This window comes from Janthinobacterium sp. GMG2 (assembly GCF_033949445.1).
In the GTDB taxonomy this organism is placed as follows: domain Bacteria; phylum Pseudomonadota; class Gammaproteobacteria; order Burkholderiales; family Burkholderiaceae_D; genus Janthinobacterium; species Janthinobacterium aestuarii.
This window is the reverse complement of record NZ_JAXAWA010000003.1, coordinates 535,501-550,598: the sequence shown is the minus strand read 5'-3', so window position 1 is coordinate 550,598 and position 15,098 is coordinate 535,501. Positions and strand designations below refer to the sequence as shown.

At 60.2% G+C, this 15,098-nt stretch carries 15 protein-coding genes; 2 read left to right on the top strand and 13 right to left on the bottom strand.

Going from position 1 to position 15,098, the window contains the following annotated elements; genetic code table 11:
* The first annotated feature begins 39 nt into the window (after positions 1-39).
* Positions 40-777 (top strand): ribosome biogenesis GTP-binding protein YihA/YsxC, encoded by a 738-nt coding sequence (gene yihA, locus SKZ59_RS14590; RefSeq protein WP_319992140.1) that lies wholly within the window; start codon positions 40-42, stop codon positions 775-777.
* A 76-nt stretch (positions 778-853) separates the two neighbouring features.
* Here the strand turns inward: yihA and SKZ59_RS14585 are convergent, their stop codons facing one another.
* The 5 genes from SKZ59_RS14585 to SKZ59_RS14565 all read right to left on the bottom strand — a co-directional run bounded on the left by SKZ59_RS14585 (position 854) and on the right by SKZ59_RS14565 (position 8,475).
* Positions 854-1,762, bottom strand: a complete 909-nt coding sequence (locus SKZ59_RS14585; RefSeq protein ID WP_319992139.1) for a hypothetical protein — start codon at positions 1,760-1,762, stop codon at positions 854-856.
* A 259-nt stretch (positions 1,763-2,021) separates the two neighbouring features.
* The gene (locus SKZ59_RS14580) at positions 2,022-5,132 is read right to left on the bottom strand and encodes an efflux RND transporter permease subunit (RefSeq protein ID WP_034753227.1); all 3,111 of its coding nucleotides are present in this window, start codon (positions 5,130-5,132) and stop codon (positions 2,022-2,024) included.
* Entirely contained in the window at positions 5,129-6,301 is a 1,173-nt protein-coding gene (locus SKZ59_RS14575; RefSeq protein WP_319992138.1) for an efflux RND transporter periplasmic adaptor subunit, read from the bottom strand. Before SKZ59_RS14575 ends, SKZ59_RS14580 begins: the two co-directional genes overlap by 4 nt.
* Positions 6,302-6,391: 90 nt before the next feature.
* Entirely contained in the window at positions 6,392-7,750 is a 1,359-nt protein-coding gene (locus SKZ59_RS14570) for an ATP-binding protein (RefSeq protein WP_319992137.1), read from the bottom strand.
* Positions 7,747-8,475, bottom strand: coding sequence for a response regulator (locus SKZ59_RS14565; RefSeq protein WP_034753223.1), 729 nt, complete (start codon positions 8,473-8,475; stop codon positions 7,747-7,749). Before SKZ59_RS14565 ends, SKZ59_RS14570 begins: the two co-directional genes overlap by 4 nt.
* A gap of 185 nt (positions 8,476-8,660) precedes the next feature.
* On the opposite strand from SKZ59_RS14565, the gene SKZ59_RS14560 reads away from it, so the two are divergent.
* Positions 8,661-9,194, top strand: a complete 534-nt coding sequence (locus SKZ59_RS14560) for a Spy/CpxP family protein refolding chaperone (RefSeq protein ID WP_175444614.1) — start codon at positions 8,661-8,663, stop codon at positions 9,192-9,194.
* Positions 9,195-9,289: 95 nt separating this feature from the next.
* Here SKZ59_RS14560 and dsbD read toward each other — a convergent pair whose 3' ends face one another.
* From dsbD to infA, 8 genes are all read right to left on the bottom strand, one after another.
* Positions 9,290-11,236, bottom strand: coding sequence for a protein-disulfide reductase DsbD (gene dsbD / locus SKZ59_RS14555; RefSeq protein ID WP_319992136.1), 1,947 nt, complete (start codon positions 11,234-11,236; stop codon positions 9,290-9,292).
* 171 nt (positions 11,237-11,407) lie between these two features.
* The gene (gene rplQ, locus SKZ59_RS14550) at positions 11,408-11,800 is read right to left on the bottom strand and encodes a 50S ribosomal protein L17 (RefSeq protein ID WP_034753219.1); all 393 of its coding nucleotides are present in this window, start codon (positions 11,798-11,800) and stop codon (positions 11,408-11,410) included.
* A 135-nt stretch (positions 11,801-11,935) separates the two neighbouring features.
* Positions 11,936-12,913, bottom strand: a complete 978-nt coding sequence (locus tag SKZ59_RS14545; protein ID WP_008444343.1) for a DNA-directed RNA polymerase subunit alpha — start codon at positions 12,911-12,913, stop codon at positions 11,936-11,938.
* Between the two features lie 111 nt (positions 12,914-13,024).
* Positions 13,025-13,648, bottom strand: a complete 624-nt coding sequence (gene rpsD / locus SKZ59_RS14540) for a 30S ribosomal protein S4 (RefSeq protein WP_010394478.1) — start codon at positions 13,646-13,648, stop codon at positions 13,025-13,027.
* 258 nt (positions 13,649-13,906) lie between these two features.
* Positions 13,907-14,311 (bottom strand): 30S ribosomal protein S11, encoded by a 405-nt coding sequence (rpsK, locus tag SKZ59_RS14535; protein ID WP_010394475.1) that lies wholly within the window; start codon positions 14,309-14,311, stop codon positions 13,907-13,909.
* Positions 14,312-14,328: 17 nt separating this feature from the next.
* Positions 14,329-14,694 carry a 30S ribosomal protein S13 gene (rpsM, locus tag SKZ59_RS14530; protein ID WP_046681666.1) on the bottom strand — a complete coding sequence of 122 codons (366 nt, stop codon included), beginning with the start codon at positions 14,692-14,694 and terminating at the stop codon, positions 14,329-14,331.
* 14 nt (positions 14,695-14,708) lie between these two features.
* Positions 14,709-14,822, bottom strand: a complete 114-nt coding sequence (gene rpmJ / locus SKZ59_RS14525) for a 50S ribosomal protein L36 (protein WP_010394471.1) — start codon at positions 14,820-14,822, stop codon at positions 14,709-14,711.
* Between the two features lie 42 nt (positions 14,823-14,864).
* Positions 14,865-15,083: a translation initiation factor IF-1 gene (infA, locus tag SKZ59_RS14520; protein WP_005663428.1), complete on the bottom strand. Its 219-nt coding sequence runs from the start codon at positions 15,081-15,083 to the stop codon at positions 14,865-14,867.
* Positions 15,084-15,098: the final 15 nt, after the last annotated feature.

The window sequence follows — 15,098 nt, the reverse complement described above, 5'->3', positions numbered from 1 at the left end:
CGCTCCCTTATCGCTCCCTTTTGTTGCATTACTACTCCCATGTCAAAACTCTGGCAAGCCCGCTTCTTTACGACCGTCAACCAATTGCGTGACCTGCCCGATACCACGGTGCCGGAAATCGCCTTTGCCGGCCGCTCCAATGCCGGTAAATCGACCGCCATCAACATCTTGTGTAATCAGAAAGGCTTGGCGTTCGCCTCCAAGACACCTGGCCGTACCCAGCACATCAACTACTTCTCCATCGGCGGCGCCCACGTGGCGCAGCACCGCAAGGATGCCACCATCGTCGAAGAGATCGAATGCCTGCTGGTCGACTTGCCGGGCTACGGCTACGCGGAAGTATCGGGCTCGGCCAAATTGCACTGGCAGCGCCTGCTGGGTGACTATGTGCAGCGCCGCGAGCAATTGGCAGGTTTGATCCTGATCATGGATTCGCGCCGCCCGTTCACCGACCTGGACATCCAGATGCTGGAATGGTTCGCCCCGACGGGCAAGCCGATCCACTGCATCCTGACGAAAGTCGATAAGCTCAACCGCAACGAATCCGTGAATGCCTTGCGCCAGGCGAAAGCCAAGCTCGACAGCTACGTGGATGAAGACGGCGTTGGCTTCCCGTTCACCGTGCAATTGTTCTCGGCCCTGAAAAGAGTCGGCATCGACGAAGCCAACGACAAGATCATGGAACTGGCCGGCATCAGCGAAGATGGCGCGGCCCAGATGGTCGAACTGATCGAGATGGAAGACGACGTCGAGCCGGAAGCGGATAAGCCGACTTGATCGAGATCAACGCTGCATAAAAAAGGCTGCCCGTTCACACGGCGCAGCCTTTTTTTATTGCAGCGCGTCCTGGCGCCTAGCGCCGTCCCGCCCCGGAGCGCTTCTCGGAAAAGAATTCCTGGCGCAGGAATGCCGTCAGTTCGGCCGTGTCTTCCACCCTGGCGCTCAAGTTGACGTTGCGCCCCAGGCGCCGCGATTCCCAGACGAAATCGCCGGGTTTTTCAGCACGGATCAGCTGGATCATCTTCTTGATGATGGCCGATTCGATATCGGGTTCATTGCCCAGCTCGACTTTTTCCTGCTTCAGCCAGTTGCGCTTGAAGTTGCCATTCCAGCCCTTGAATTTGACTTCCGCACTGAACGAGGTCTGGTTGACGATGGAAAACACGCCGCCCGAATCCTCGCGGTCGCTGCCGGAATTGCGTCCCTGGGCGCCGGCGATATTCGCCTTGGCCACGCGCATGGCGCGGTCGTTTTCGCTTTCCTCGGCCGGCGGCGTGGGATTTTGCGCCTCGCGCTGCTTGCGGCGCTGCTCGATCATCGAGCTCATGTCTTCAGCCGGTGGCGGCGGCAACGGCACTTTCGATACCAGCGGCGGCGTGTAGGTTTCCAGTTTCGGCTTGTCGCGCGGCACGTCTTTTGTCACCACGCGCTTGCTCGGGGCCGGCGGCGGTTTCACCTTGGCCACTTTCGTGTCCTTCGGTTTCGGCGTGGGCTTCGGTTGCGGCTTCGGTTGCGGCTTGTCTTTCAGCGGCGCAATGTAGACCATCGCGCTTTCCTTCTTCGGCGGCGGAATCTTTTCGATCTTGTCGCTGCGCAACAGGACATACGCCGCCAGCAGCACGTGCAGCAAGACGGACACGCCGAGCGCTACCTTGCGCGTCGTGCTGGTCCTGGACCCGTAGGCCGGCAGTGGCTGGATCACTTGCCCGCAGGTGGGGCAAACATCGGAATCGGCAGCCAACAAATGGGTCGTGTCATGCAAAATGAATCGTGCTTTCTGTGTAGCGAAGAAATAACATTACAGGGCAGCCATAGTGCCAGAGTCCCTTGCTTTTGGGAACACTTCCTCGGCCTTTCCAACCCGAAGCGTACAGGATAGCGACATTCCTTGCAGCGCTGACCAGAGTACCCGAGCCCTCCCTTGACGGTTGTTACCGTATGTATCACTGCCCATACAAAACCGGCGCCCCATTCACGCAGGAAGGGGACGCCGGTCACGGGTCACGCAAGTGCTCACGTACTCAAGCCTTGTTGTCGAGCGCCACCAGTTGCTCGTCCGTCATCGGCCCCGTGCCGCTGTACTTGTCCAGGAACAAATAAATGACGGGAGTGATGAACAGGGTAATCACTTGCGAGAACAGCAATCCGCCGACCACGGCCAGGCCCAGCGGCTGGCGCAGCTCGGCGCCGGCGCCCAGGCCCAGGGCGATCGGCAAGGCGCCCATCAGGGCTGCCGCCGTCGTCATCATGATGGGACGGAAACGCAAAATGCACGCCTGGCGGATGGCCTCAGGTGGGCTCATGCCTTCATTGCGCTGCGCATGCAGGGCGAAGTCGATCATCATGATGGCGTTTTTCTTGACGATACCGATCAGCATCAGGATACCGATGATGGCGATCATGGTCAGGTCCATGCCGAACAGGCGCAGGGTCAGCAGCGCGCCCACGGCCGCCGATGGCAAGCCAGCCAGGATGGTCAGCGGGTGGATATAGCTTTCATACAGCACGCCGAGCAGCACATAGATCACGACCAGCGCGGCAATGATGAGGATGATCTGACTAGCCTGCGAGCTCTGGAACACGGCCGCGTCGCCGCCATAGCGCGTGATGATGGAGGCCGGCAAGCTCATGTCCTTGGCCATCGCGTCGATCTTGCCCGTGGCGATGCCCAGCGGCACGTCCGGCGCCAGGTTGAAGGCGATGGTGACGGCCTGCAACTGCCCCTGGTGGTTGACGGACGTGGGCCCGATCGTGCGTTCCACGTAGGCAATACTCGACAGTTTCACCAGTTCGCCCGTCTTGCTGCGCACGGACACGCGCGTGAGCGCATCGTCATACTGGCGGTCTGCCGTGGCCGCTTCCAGGATCACGTAATAGCTGGCTGCCGACGAGTAGATGGTCGACACTTGCCGCTCGCCAAAGGCGCTGTACAGGGCCGTGCGGATATCGGACATTTGCACGCCCAGCAGATTGGCCTTGTCGCGGTCGATCCTCAGCGACGCCTGCAAGCCCTTGATCTGCGAATCGCTGGTGACGTCGCGGAAGGCGGGGTCCGTGCGCATGCCGGCAATAAACTTTTCCGCCCAGTCATTCAGGGCGTCGGGACTGACGCTTTGCAGGGTGTACTGGTAGCGGCTCTTGCTCTGGCGCCCGCCCAGCTGCAAGTTTTGCACGGGCCGGAAATACACGGCCATGCCCGGCACGGTGCCCGCCGCGCGGCGCAGGTTTTCCAGCACCACGGGCATTTTCGGCCGCTCGCTGCGCGGCTTCAAGACCATGAACATGCGGCCCGTGTTACCGCCGCCGACGAACGACGTCACATCCTGTACGCTCGGGTCCGCCTTGAGCACGGCCGCCACGCGCGCCTGCAAATCCTGCAGCGCCGCAGAGGAGATGTCTTCCGACGCTTCCGTATTCACCTGGATCTGGCCCAGGTCTTCCTCGGGGAAGAATCCTTTCGGAATGGTCGCGTACAGCAGCACCGTCAGCGCAAAGGTGCACACGGCAACGAACAGCACCACGTTGCGGTGCGCCAGGGCCTTGTCGAGCAGATGCACATAGCCGTTGCGCAATGCCGTGAAACCCGCTTCGAAATGGCGGCCGATAAAGGTTTTCTCGCCATGGCTCGGGTCGCTGTCATTGTGCTCGCGCGAGTCGGCAGGCAGGAAGCGGCTGGCCAGCATCGGCACCAAGGTCAGCGACACAATGGCGGACACCAGCACGGCCAGCGAGACGACGACGGCGAACTCATGGAACAGCAAGCCGATCACGCCCGGCATGAAGAAGATGGGGATGAACACGGCCACCAGCGAGACGGAAATCGAAATGATGGTAAAGCCCATCTCCTTCGCCCCTTCGAGGGCCGCGCGTATCGGTTTCTTGCCCATCTCGATATGGCGCACGATGTTTTCCAGCACCACGATGGCATCGTCGACGACGAGGCCGACGGCCAGGGTGATGCCCAGCAGGGACACGTTGTCGAGGCTGTAGCCGAGCCAGTACAGCAGGGCCAGCGCGCCGAGCAGCGAGATCGGCATGGTGACGGCCGGAATGAAGGTGGCGGCCGCGCGGTGCAGGAACAAAAAGATCACCAGCACCACCAGCACCACCGTCAGGGCCAGGGTCAGATTCACGTCGTGGATGGCTTCGCGGATCGACAGCGAGCGGTCGTTGACCAGGCTGATCTGTATCGACTGCGGCAATTGCTCCTTGAAGCCCGGCAGCAATCGGCGCACGCCATCGACCACTTGCACGGTGTTGGCGTCCGGTTGGCGCTGCACCATCAGGCTGATCGAGCGCTCGCCATTGAAACTGCCGACGGCCTTGATCGATTGAAAGCTGTCTTCCACCTCGGCCACGTCTTTCAGGCGCACGGGCTGGCCATTGCGGCTGGCGACGATCAGTTCGGCAAAATCGGCCGCTTTCATCATTTGCGGATTGCCCTGGATGGTCAGGGTCTGGCTGGGGCCGTCAAGGATGCCCAGCGGGGAATTCGTGTTCGAGGTGCGCAAGGCAATGGCCAGCTCGTCCATCGTCAGGTTGCGCGCATTCATCAGGTCGGCACGGGCGCGCACGCGCACGGCAAAGCGTTTCTGGCCATTGACGATAACCTGGGCCACGCCAGGCAAGGTCGACAGGCTCGGCGCGATCAGGTTTTCCGCATAATCGTTAAGGTCCGACAAGTTCAGCGAAGGCGACGTCATCTGGATGAACAGCACGGGCGCGTCGGCCGGATTGACCTTGCGGTAAGACGGCAAGTCCGTCATTTCCGTCGGCAACTGGCGCTGCGCGCGCAGCAGGGCCGCCTGCACGTCGACGGCCGCCTCGTTGACGTTGATGCTGGCGTCAAACTCCAGGGTCAGCGAAGTATTGCCCAAGGTACTCGTGGACGTGATCAGGCTGAGGCCGGAAATGGTGGAAAATTGTTTTTCCAGCGGCAAGGCCACCGACGAGGCCATGGTTTCCGGGCTGGCGCCGGCCAGGTCGGCGCTCACGTTGATGACGGGCGTGTTGTAGCTCGGCAAGGCCGCCACGGGAATTTGCAGGTAGGCCAGCACGCCGGCCAAGATGATGGAGAGGGACAGCAGCACCACCATGACGGGGCGGCGAATGCTCAGTTCGGACAGGTTCATGCTGGCTTGCCCTGCGCTGCGGCGGCGCCATCGGCAGCCTTGTTTTTTTCCGCCAGGCGCACCTTGCTACCCGGACGCAAGTTCTGCTTGCCATCGACAATGACTTTTTCATCACCCGCCAGGCCGGTAACGACGGCGTTCGGCCCGAATGCATACACGCGGGCAATCTTGCGCATCTTGGCCGTGCTGTCCGCTTCCATCGAGTACACAAAAGTGCCGGCGGTACTCGTGATGATGGCATTTTGCGGGATGACTAATGCATCCTTGAGGGTGCGCACGGTCAGCTGCGTATTCACGTACTGGCCTGGCCACAAATCGGTGCCGCCATTATTGAAGCGGGCCTTGATCTTGATCACGCCCGTGGCGGGATCGACGGCATTGTCGATAAAGTTCAGTTTGCCGTCGAGCTGCTTGCCGCCCGCATCCGACAACAGGGCCTTGACCGCCACTTCGCCCGCCTTTTGCGCCGCCAGCAAGCCGGACAAGCTGCTTTCCGGCAAGGTGAAGACCACGTCAATCGGGTCGAGCTGGGTGATGCTGGTCAGCGACGTGGTCGGCTGCACCAGGCTGCCCGCATAGACATTGATGGCGCCCACCCTGCCCGCCTGCGGCGCGCGCAGGACGGTGTAGCTGGAATCGACCTGGGCGGCGCGCAAGGCGGCCTGGTCGGCGGCCAGCAAGGCACGTGCCGCGTCGAGCTGGCTTTGCAGGGTATCGACGGCGCCCTGGGCAATGAAATTCTTGCTCAGCAAATCCTGGTTGCGCTTGAGCTGGCGCTCGAAATCCTGTACCGAGGCGCGGTCGCGCAAGACCTGCGCCTGCGCCTTGTCGACATTCGCATGCTCGCTGCGCGCGTCCAGCGTAAACATCAGCTCGCCCTGCTTGACGAACTGGCCTTCGCGGATATGCACCTTGGTAATCGTGCTGGTCGTCTGCGGGTGCAAGTCGACGCTGCTGATCGGCATCACGCTGCCATTGGCTTGCAGCACCATCGGCACATCCTCCCGCACGGGCGCGACCACGCTCACCGTCGTCGGCGCCTGTCCGCCCTTGCCCCCTTTTCCATCCTGCCCACCGGCCGCCGCGCCGGACGGATGAGTGAAATACCAGATGCCGCCACCGATACACAGGGCCGCAGCCACGAGGATTGCCAGACTAGTCTTTTTCATTGTTCTGTCACGCTGTCGCAGCGCAGGGCTGCAGGTTGAATGTAGTAGTTGCCAGGGGGCATAAAGCACAATATTGTCGCACGGAAATGCTCACTTTCCTGCGTAATACTCTGGCACGATGAGGGTGACTTCCAGTCCACCGTCGACGTGATTGGACAGCAAAACCGTGGCGCCGTGCTGCTCGGCGATATTGCGCGCGATGGTCAGGCCCAGGCCCGTGCCGCCCGACTCGCGCGAACGCGAGGTCTCGATACGGTAAAACGGTTCGAACACCTTGGCCAGCTGATCTGGCGCAATACCCGGCCCGCCATCACGGATGCGGATGCGCGCAGCACCGGGGATGCGCTCGACGGTGACTTGCGCGTACTGGCCATATTTGACGGCATTGTCGATCAGGTTCACCAGGCAGCGCCGCATGGCGATCGGGCGCGCCATCAAGGCCATGCTGGCTTGCCCGGCCAAGGTGACATTCTGGCCGGCATCGGCCGCGTCGGAGCAGACGCTGTCCAACAGGGAATCGAGATCGAGCGCCTGCATCGCTTCCGTGCTGTCCATCGAGCGGGCCAGGTCCAGCCCTTCCTTGACCATGCTCTGCATGGCAGACAGGTCGCCCACGAGGCGCTCATACAATTCCGTATCGGCCACTTTTTCCAGACGCAGGCGCAAGCGCGTGAGCGGCGTCTGCAAGTCATGCGTAATGGCGGCCAGCATCTGTGTACGCTGGGAAATGTGCTGGCGGATGCGCGCCTGCATGGCGTTGAAGGCGGCGCTGGCCTGGCGGATTTCGCTGGCGCCCGACAGGGTCAGCGGCGGATGGTTGATGTCGTTGCCCAGGTCTTTCGCCGCCTGCGCCAGCTGCTTGAGCGGGCGCATGGTCATGCGCGTGACCAGGTAGGCGAGGATGGCAATGCTGATCAGGAAAGGCAGCAAGGTCATCCAGTCGTTATGTTCATTGAATGGCGGCTGCTGGCGCGGCGGCAAGACCATCAGGCGCAGCACGTGGCCATCCTGCATGCGCACGTCGAGGTTTTCGCAGGTGCCGCCCCATGGCTTGGCGGAAAACATGCCCGGTGATTTACGCGGTTCGATACAGGCGGCCGGGCGTTCGGCCAGCGCGCTGACCTTGAAACCTTCACCCAGTTTGGCTTGCAGGGCGGTGGAAAATTCCGTCGGCTTGCCCGGTACATGCTCGACATCGGGACGCAATTCCAGGCGCACGCTGCCCTTGTTGGCCACCTTCAGGTAGGCGGCGCGCGAGGCCAGCGGCACCACGTCGGCCGCCATCACCAGCTGCTCGGCCCGCTCGACGGCGTGATAATCGCGGTATTGTTCGATGGCGCGCTGGCGTTCGCCCACGGCCAGCCACTGCGTCAGCGCGGCCGAAGCGACGATGCCGATCAGCAAAAACACGAAGACTCTGCCCGTCATCGAGCCCAAGAAGGCCTTCACGCGTGCGGCTCCACATTGACCTGGCCGGCCAGCACGTAGCCGCCGTTGCGCACGGTCTTGATGATTTGCGGCAAGCGGGCGTCTTCACCGAGCTTTTGCCGCAGGCGGCTGATCTGGATATCGATCGAGCGGTCGAACGGGTCCGCGTCGCGGCCCTGCGTCAGGTTCAGCAGCTGGTCGCGGTTGAGCACGCGGTTCGGGTGCTCGAGGAAGACGCGCAGCAGGCGGAATTCCGCGCCCGACAGCATGATCACCAGGCCACTGGGATTGAGCAGGTGGCGCGCCGTCAAGTCCAGGGTCCAGCCGGAAAAGCGGATTTGCTGCGCCTTGTCCGACGGCACGTTCGACGGCATGGCATGGCTGCGGCGCAGCACGCTTCGTATGCGCGCCAGCAATTCGCGCGGCTCGAACGGTTTCGGCAAGTAATCGTCGGCGCCCATTTCCAGGCCCAGGATGCGGTCGAGCGGCTCATTGCGCGCCGTCAGCATGATCACCGGCACCGTCGATTGGGCGCGCAGCTTGCGGCACAAGGTCAGGCCGTCGTCACCGGGCAGGTTCAAGTCGAGCACGATCAGATCGGGCCGCGTTTCATCGAGGATTTTCCACATGGCCGTGCCATCTGCCGCGCCCAGGGTGCGGTAGGCGTTCGTTTCCAGGTAGTCCGCCAGCAAGCTGCGGATATCGCGGTCATCGTCGACGATGAGAATTGTAGAAGTGGGTTCCATGGTACGAATTATCCCCACTTCCCCCGGCCTTGCACAACGCATTTGTATCGTCTTGTATATAGAAGACCCGAAGAAACATATAGATACAAACTGTCTGGCAGCGGACACTTCGGGGAAACATGGCGAGTCCAACATGGATTCATGTGCAGCAACATGTACATCCCTCACTTTACAAAGGAATCCAGATGAACGCCTCAATGAAGACTTTACGCAAGAATTTGATCATCGCCATGAGCGTACTCGGCATGGGTGCGGCATCGCTGACCGTCCACGCCCAGGAAGCGGCCGCCAGCGCGCCTGCCGCCAGCACCAAGATGCAACATGAAGGCCAGCGCGGCCAGCACCGCGACGGCAATCCCGCCGAACGCATGGCCAAGTACCAGGCCCGCCTGCACGACAAGCTGAAGCTGACGGCCGCCCAGGAACCGGCCTGGGCCACGTTCACGGCCGCCAACGCACCGAAAAAACCGATGGGCGACTGGAAAGCCAAGCGCGAAGCGATGGCCAAGCTGTCGGCGCCGGAACGCATGGAACAATGGATCGCCATGTCGAAGGAACGCATCGCCGACCAGGAAAGCCGATTGGCCTCGCTGAAAACGTTCTACGCCGTGCTGACGCCGGAGCAAAAGAAAGTGTTTGACGACAGCGTGCCTGGCGGCAAAGATGGTGGAATGCGCGGCCACCATCGTGGTCATGGTGCGCACCATAAAGCAGGCTGAGCGCAGGTCGGATTAGCGGCGGAACGCCGCGTAATCCGACAACCTTGTTGATGTGTGCGGTGGTGTCGGGTTACGCCCTGACGGGCTAACCCGCCCTACTCCTTTAGCTTGCGCAAGGAGGTCAGGAAAGTGGCCGCATTCTGGAAGCCGATCACGCGCGACTGGGCGATTTCCTGTCCCCGCGGGTTGAACATGATGATGCCCGGCGGACCGAACAGCTGAAAACGTTTCAGCATGGCCTTGTCGTCCGCGTCATTGGCCGTCACGTCCACTTGCAGCAACACGGCTTGCCCCATCTTCTCGCGCACGGCGGGGTCGACGAAGGTCAGTTTTTCCATCTCGATGCACGACACGCACCAGTCCGCATAAAAGTCCAGCAAGGCCGGCTTGCCGTTTAGCTGTGCCAGCGCCGCATCGAGCTGCGCCACTGTCTTTACACGCGTAAATGGTTGCGCGTGCACTTGGCCACCACCGAGGTGCGCCAGCGGCGCCAGCGGGTCGCGGCCACCGCTGGCCACGCCCACCAATTGCATCGCGCCCAGCACGGCAAAGACGAGGCCGAAGGCCTTGGCGACCCAGGCGTTCTTCGCGCCGCTCTTGCCCACCAGCAGGTACATGCCGTAGCCGACGAACAGCACCGTCCAGCCCAGCATCTGCACGGCGCCCGGCAGCACGGGCGAGACCAGCCACCAGGCCACGCCCAGCTGCAGCACGCCAAAGAAGCGCTTGACGGCATCCATCCACGCGCCCGCGCGCGGCAACAAGGTGCCGGCCGACACGCCCACCAGCAGCAGCGGCACGCTCATGCCCACGGCCATGGCGAACAGGGCGCTACCGCCGATGACGACGTCGCGTGTCTGGCTGATGTACAGCAAGGCGCCGGCCAGCGGCGCGGCCACGCATGGCCCCACGATCAGGGCGGAAATGGCGCCCATGACGAACACGCCCGCCAGGCGGCCCGACGATTGCTGGTTCGACACGGACGTCAGCTTGCCTTGCAGGAAAGCCGGCACTTGCAGCTCATAAAAACCGAACATCGACAGGGCCAGGCCCGCCATCAGCAGGGCAAAGAAACCGAGCACCCACGGGTTTTGCAGTTGCGCGGCCAGGCCTTCGCCCGCCAGACCGGCCGCCACGCCCAGCGCCGTGTAGACGATGGCCATGCCCAGCGCGTACGTCAGCGACAGCAGCAAGCCGCGCGAGCGGCTGACCTTGGCGCCATCGCCGATGATGATCGACGACAAGATCGGTACCATCGGCAGCACGCACGGCGTAAAGGCCAGGCCCAGGCCCAGCAACATGAACAGGGGCACGATGACGAGCAGCTTGCCGCCCTTCAGTGCCGCTTCGATCTTGCCCATTTCGCTTTGCGCAGGCGCGGCGCTTGCCACCGCGGGGGCCGCCGCCACCGGCTCGGGCGTGCTGGTGATGTCCGCTTGGGGAATGCTCATCACGGACACGCCAGGCGACGCTTGCGCCTGCGGACCATTGACAGCCGCCGTGTCGCCTGCGGGAGCTGCCGGCAAGGCGAATTTCGATGGCAAGCCGCCCGGCGCCATGCTCTGGCCGCCGCCACCGCCCACCAGCTGGGCCGTGGAATCCTGCGGCGCATAACACAGGCCCTTGTCGGAGCAGCCCTGGCCCGTCGCCTTCAGGGTGAACGCGCCGGCCGCTTCCACGGGAATCGTGATGGTCATCGTCTTGCGGAACGTTTCCACGTTCTTCTGGAAAGTATCGTCAAACTTGACCTTTCCAGCCGGATACACGGGCGTGCCCAGCTTGGCGCCCACGGCCTCGAACTTGAAGCGCTCGTGGTACATATAGTAGCCATCGGCAATCACATAGGTGACGGCGATGGTGGACGGATCCTGCATGCGGGCGGAAAACTTGAAGGCCAGCTCGGGATCGAGGAATTCATCGTCGGCACGGGCATGATTGGCGCCAAAGACGGCCATGGCCAGCAGCAAGCTGGTGGCAAACCACAGCAACAGTTGACGTAGGGGAGCGGCGCGCGCGGTGGCGCTGGAGGGGAAACGGGACATGAACGACCTTTTTCTGCGGCATCAGCTGTGCCATTCAACAAGAGACGCGCGGGGCGTGCAGTGGCTGCAGGGCCGGCGCGAAAGAAGAATAGTACACCGCAGCAAGGATAGCTGCAGCAGAAAACAAAAAAGCCAGGCTAGGCCTGGCTTTTCTTGAAGCGGCTACTGGGATTACTCGCCAGCAACTTCAACTGCTTCGGTCGTATCTGGACGATCCATCAGTTCAACGAACGCCATAGGAGCGTTATCGCCGACGCGGAAACCCATTTTCAGGATACGTACATAACCACCGTTACGGTTGGCGAAACGTGGGCCCAGTTCAGCGAACAGTTTGACGACCATTTCACGGTCGCGCAGGCGGTTGAAGGCCAGACGCTTGTTTGCCAGGGAGTCGGTTTTGCCCAGGGTCAGAATTGGCTCGACAACGCGGCGCAGTTCTTTTGCTTTTGGCAGGGTGGTTTTGATCGCTTCGTGACGCAGCAGCGATACTGTCATGTTGCGCAGCATTGCCAGACGGTGGGACGAGGTACGATTCAGTTTACGGAGGCCGTGACCGTGACGCATGGTAAATCCTTTCGGTAGTGAGTTTAAATCCAGTTCTTCGATCAATGAAACCAGGGTTTCATCGCGGACCGGTTTGGTACTTCAAAAATAAAAGCCTGGGACACCTGTCCCAGGCAGTTTGCTACAAACTTCGAATTACTTTTCCAGGCCGGCAGGCGGCCAGTTTTCCAGCTTCATGCCCAAGGTCAAGCCGCGCGATGCCAGCACTTCCTTGATTTCGTTCAGGGACTTGCGGCCCAGATTTGGCGTTTTCAGCAGTTCGTTTTCCGAACGTTGGATCAGGTCGCCGATGTAGTAGATGTTTTCCGCTTTCAGGCAGTTCGCCGAACGCACGGTCAACTCCAGGTCGTCGACTGGACGCAACAGGATAGGATCGACCAGCGGAGCGCGCGATGGCGCTTCGGCGGCGGCTTCCGTGCCTTCCAGAGCGGCGAACACATTCAACTGGTCCACCAGAACGCGGGCCGACTGGCGGATCGCTTCTTCCGGCGAGATCACGCCGTTGGTTTCGATGTTGATGATCAGCTTGTCCAGGTCGGTACGCTGTTCAACGCGGGCCGATTCAACGAAGTACGATACACGGCGCACTGGCGAGAACGACGCATCCAGAATGATGCGGCCGATGGTCTTGTTCGTGTCTTCCGACAGGCGACGCACGTTACCAGGAACGTAGCCGCGGCCTTTTTCAACCTTGATCTGCATGTCCAGCTTGCCACCAGCGGTCAGGTGGGCGATCACGTGGTCAGGGTTGATCAGTTCGACGTCATGCGGCAGGTCGATGTCGGAGGCCAGGATCGCGCCTTCGCCTTCTTTTTTCAGGGTCAGGGTTACCGAATCGCGGTTGTGGACTTTGAAAACCACACCCTTCAAGTTCAGCAACAGATCGACGACGTCTTCTTGCACGCCATCGAGGGAGGAATATTCGTGGACGACGCCAGCGATCGTCACTTCGGTCGGCGCGTAGCCTACCATCGACGACAGCAGAACGCGGCGCAACGCGTTACCCAATGTGTGGCCATAGCCGCGCTCGAACGGTTCCATCACGACCTTGGCGTGACCTGCACCGAGAGCTTCAACATCGATAATACGTGGCTTCAACAAACTGTTTTGCATGAAATGTCCTTTTCAATACCCTCGGCTCATTACACCGATAAGGCTGATGGCATTAGTGAAACGCCCACTTTACAAAAGCAAAGTGGGCGGAGATCTTGCTACTGACTACTATTAACGCGAGTACAGCTCGACGATCAGCGATTCGTTGACGTCGTTAGCGATTTCGTTACGCTCTGGCAGGGACTTGAAGGTACCTTCCATTTTCTTGGCATCAACCGAAACCCAGCTAGGCATACCAACTTGTTCAGCCAGCGACAGTGCTTCAACGATACGCACTTGCTTTTTCGATTTTTCACGAACAGCAACGATGTCGCCAACCTTGACTGCGTACGAAGCGATGTTCACAACGATACCGTTCACGGTGAACGCTTTGTGGCTGACCAATTGACGCGCTTCAGCGCGGGTCGAGCCAAAGCCCATGCGGTAGCAAACGTTGTCCAGACGCGTTTCCAGCAACTTCAACAGCGTTTCGCCGGTGTTGCCTTTACGACGGTCTGCTTCAGCGAAGTAGCGGCGGAATTGACGTTCCAGCACGCCGTACATGCGCTTGACTTTTTGCTTTTCGCGCAGTTGGTTACCGTAGTCCGAGGTGCGGGCGCCGGATTTGACACCGTGCTGGCCTGGCTTGACGTCCAGTTTGCACTTGCTGTCCAGCGAGCGACGTGCGCTCTTCAGGAACAGGTCTGTACCTTCACGGCGGGAAAGTTTTGCTTTAGGTCCGATATAACGTGCCACGATACTTCCTTTTTTTAAATGATAACGCCCCAGCCACATGCATGATCAAACACACTGATGCGGTTAGGCGCTAGTCTGATTTGGTTTCAATCAGACGGTGGCTGAAAACGAAAAACCCGTCAAACAGAATTTGACAGGCAAGAACAGCCGGGCAGTATAACCGTTTCCGGCTCCCTGCTCCAGCGTTTTCACACAACTGTACTGAGTTACAACAGACAGCAAAGCAGCTGGCGCCGAAGCGCCCTCTGCAACACTATCTTAGATACGACGACGTTTCGGTGGACGGCAACCGTTGTGCGGTACCGGCGTCACGTCCTGGATCTCGGTGATCTTGATGCCCAGGTTGTTCAGCGCGCGAACGGCGGATTCACGACCAGGACCTGGGCCCTTGATACGTACTTCCAGGTTCTTGACGCCACACTCAACAGCCACTTTACCAGCGGCTTCCGCGGCGACCTGCGCTGCGAATGGGGTCGATTTACGCGAACCCTTGAAGCCTGCACCGCCGGAGGTAGCCCACGACAAGGCATTGCCTTGACGATCGGTGATGGTAATGATGGTGTTATTGAACGATGCGTGGACATGTGCGATGCCTTCAGCGACGTTCTTTTTAACTTTTTTACGCACGCGTGCTGATGCGGCGTTATTTTGCGACTTAGCCATAATTATTCCCTAGCGGATTATTTTTTCAGCGATTGAGCGGCTTTACGCGGTCCCTTGCGGGTACGTGCGTTCGTACGCGTACGCTGGCCACGGCAAGGCAGACCCTTACGATGACGCATGCCGCGGTAGCAACCCAGATCCATCAAACGCTTGATGTTCATGGACAGTTCACGACGCAGATCGCCTTCGACGATGAATTTACCTACTTCATCGCGCAGCTTTTCCAGTTCGCTGTCATCCAGATCTTTGATCTTTTTGTTGGTTGCTACACCGGTCGATGCACAGATTTTCTCTGCGCGTGGACGGCCCACACCGTAGATGGCCGTCAGGCCGATAACGGTATGCTGATGATTTGGGATATTAACCCCTGCAATACGTGCCATTTGTTATTCCTCGATTAACCTTGACGCTGCTTGTGACGTGGTTCCACGCAGATAACGCGGACTACGCCTTTGCGCTTGATGATCTTGCAGTTGCGGCAGATCCGCTTGACTGATGCGAGAACTTTCATTTTTGGGCTCTTTCTTTCGCTTCTTTGGTTTGATTCAGTGTGTTACTTGGTACGGAACACAATGCGGGCTCGGCTCAGGTCGTACGGCGTTAACTCCACCGTCACCTTGTCTCCAGGGAGAATGCGAATATAGTTCATCCGCATTTTACCTGAAATATGCCCGAGCACCACGTGTCCGTTCTCCAGCTTCACTCGAAATGTTGCATTTGGGAGATTCTCAAGAATCTCGCCCTGCATCTGTATGACGTCGTCTTTTGCCATTCGGTATGTTTACCG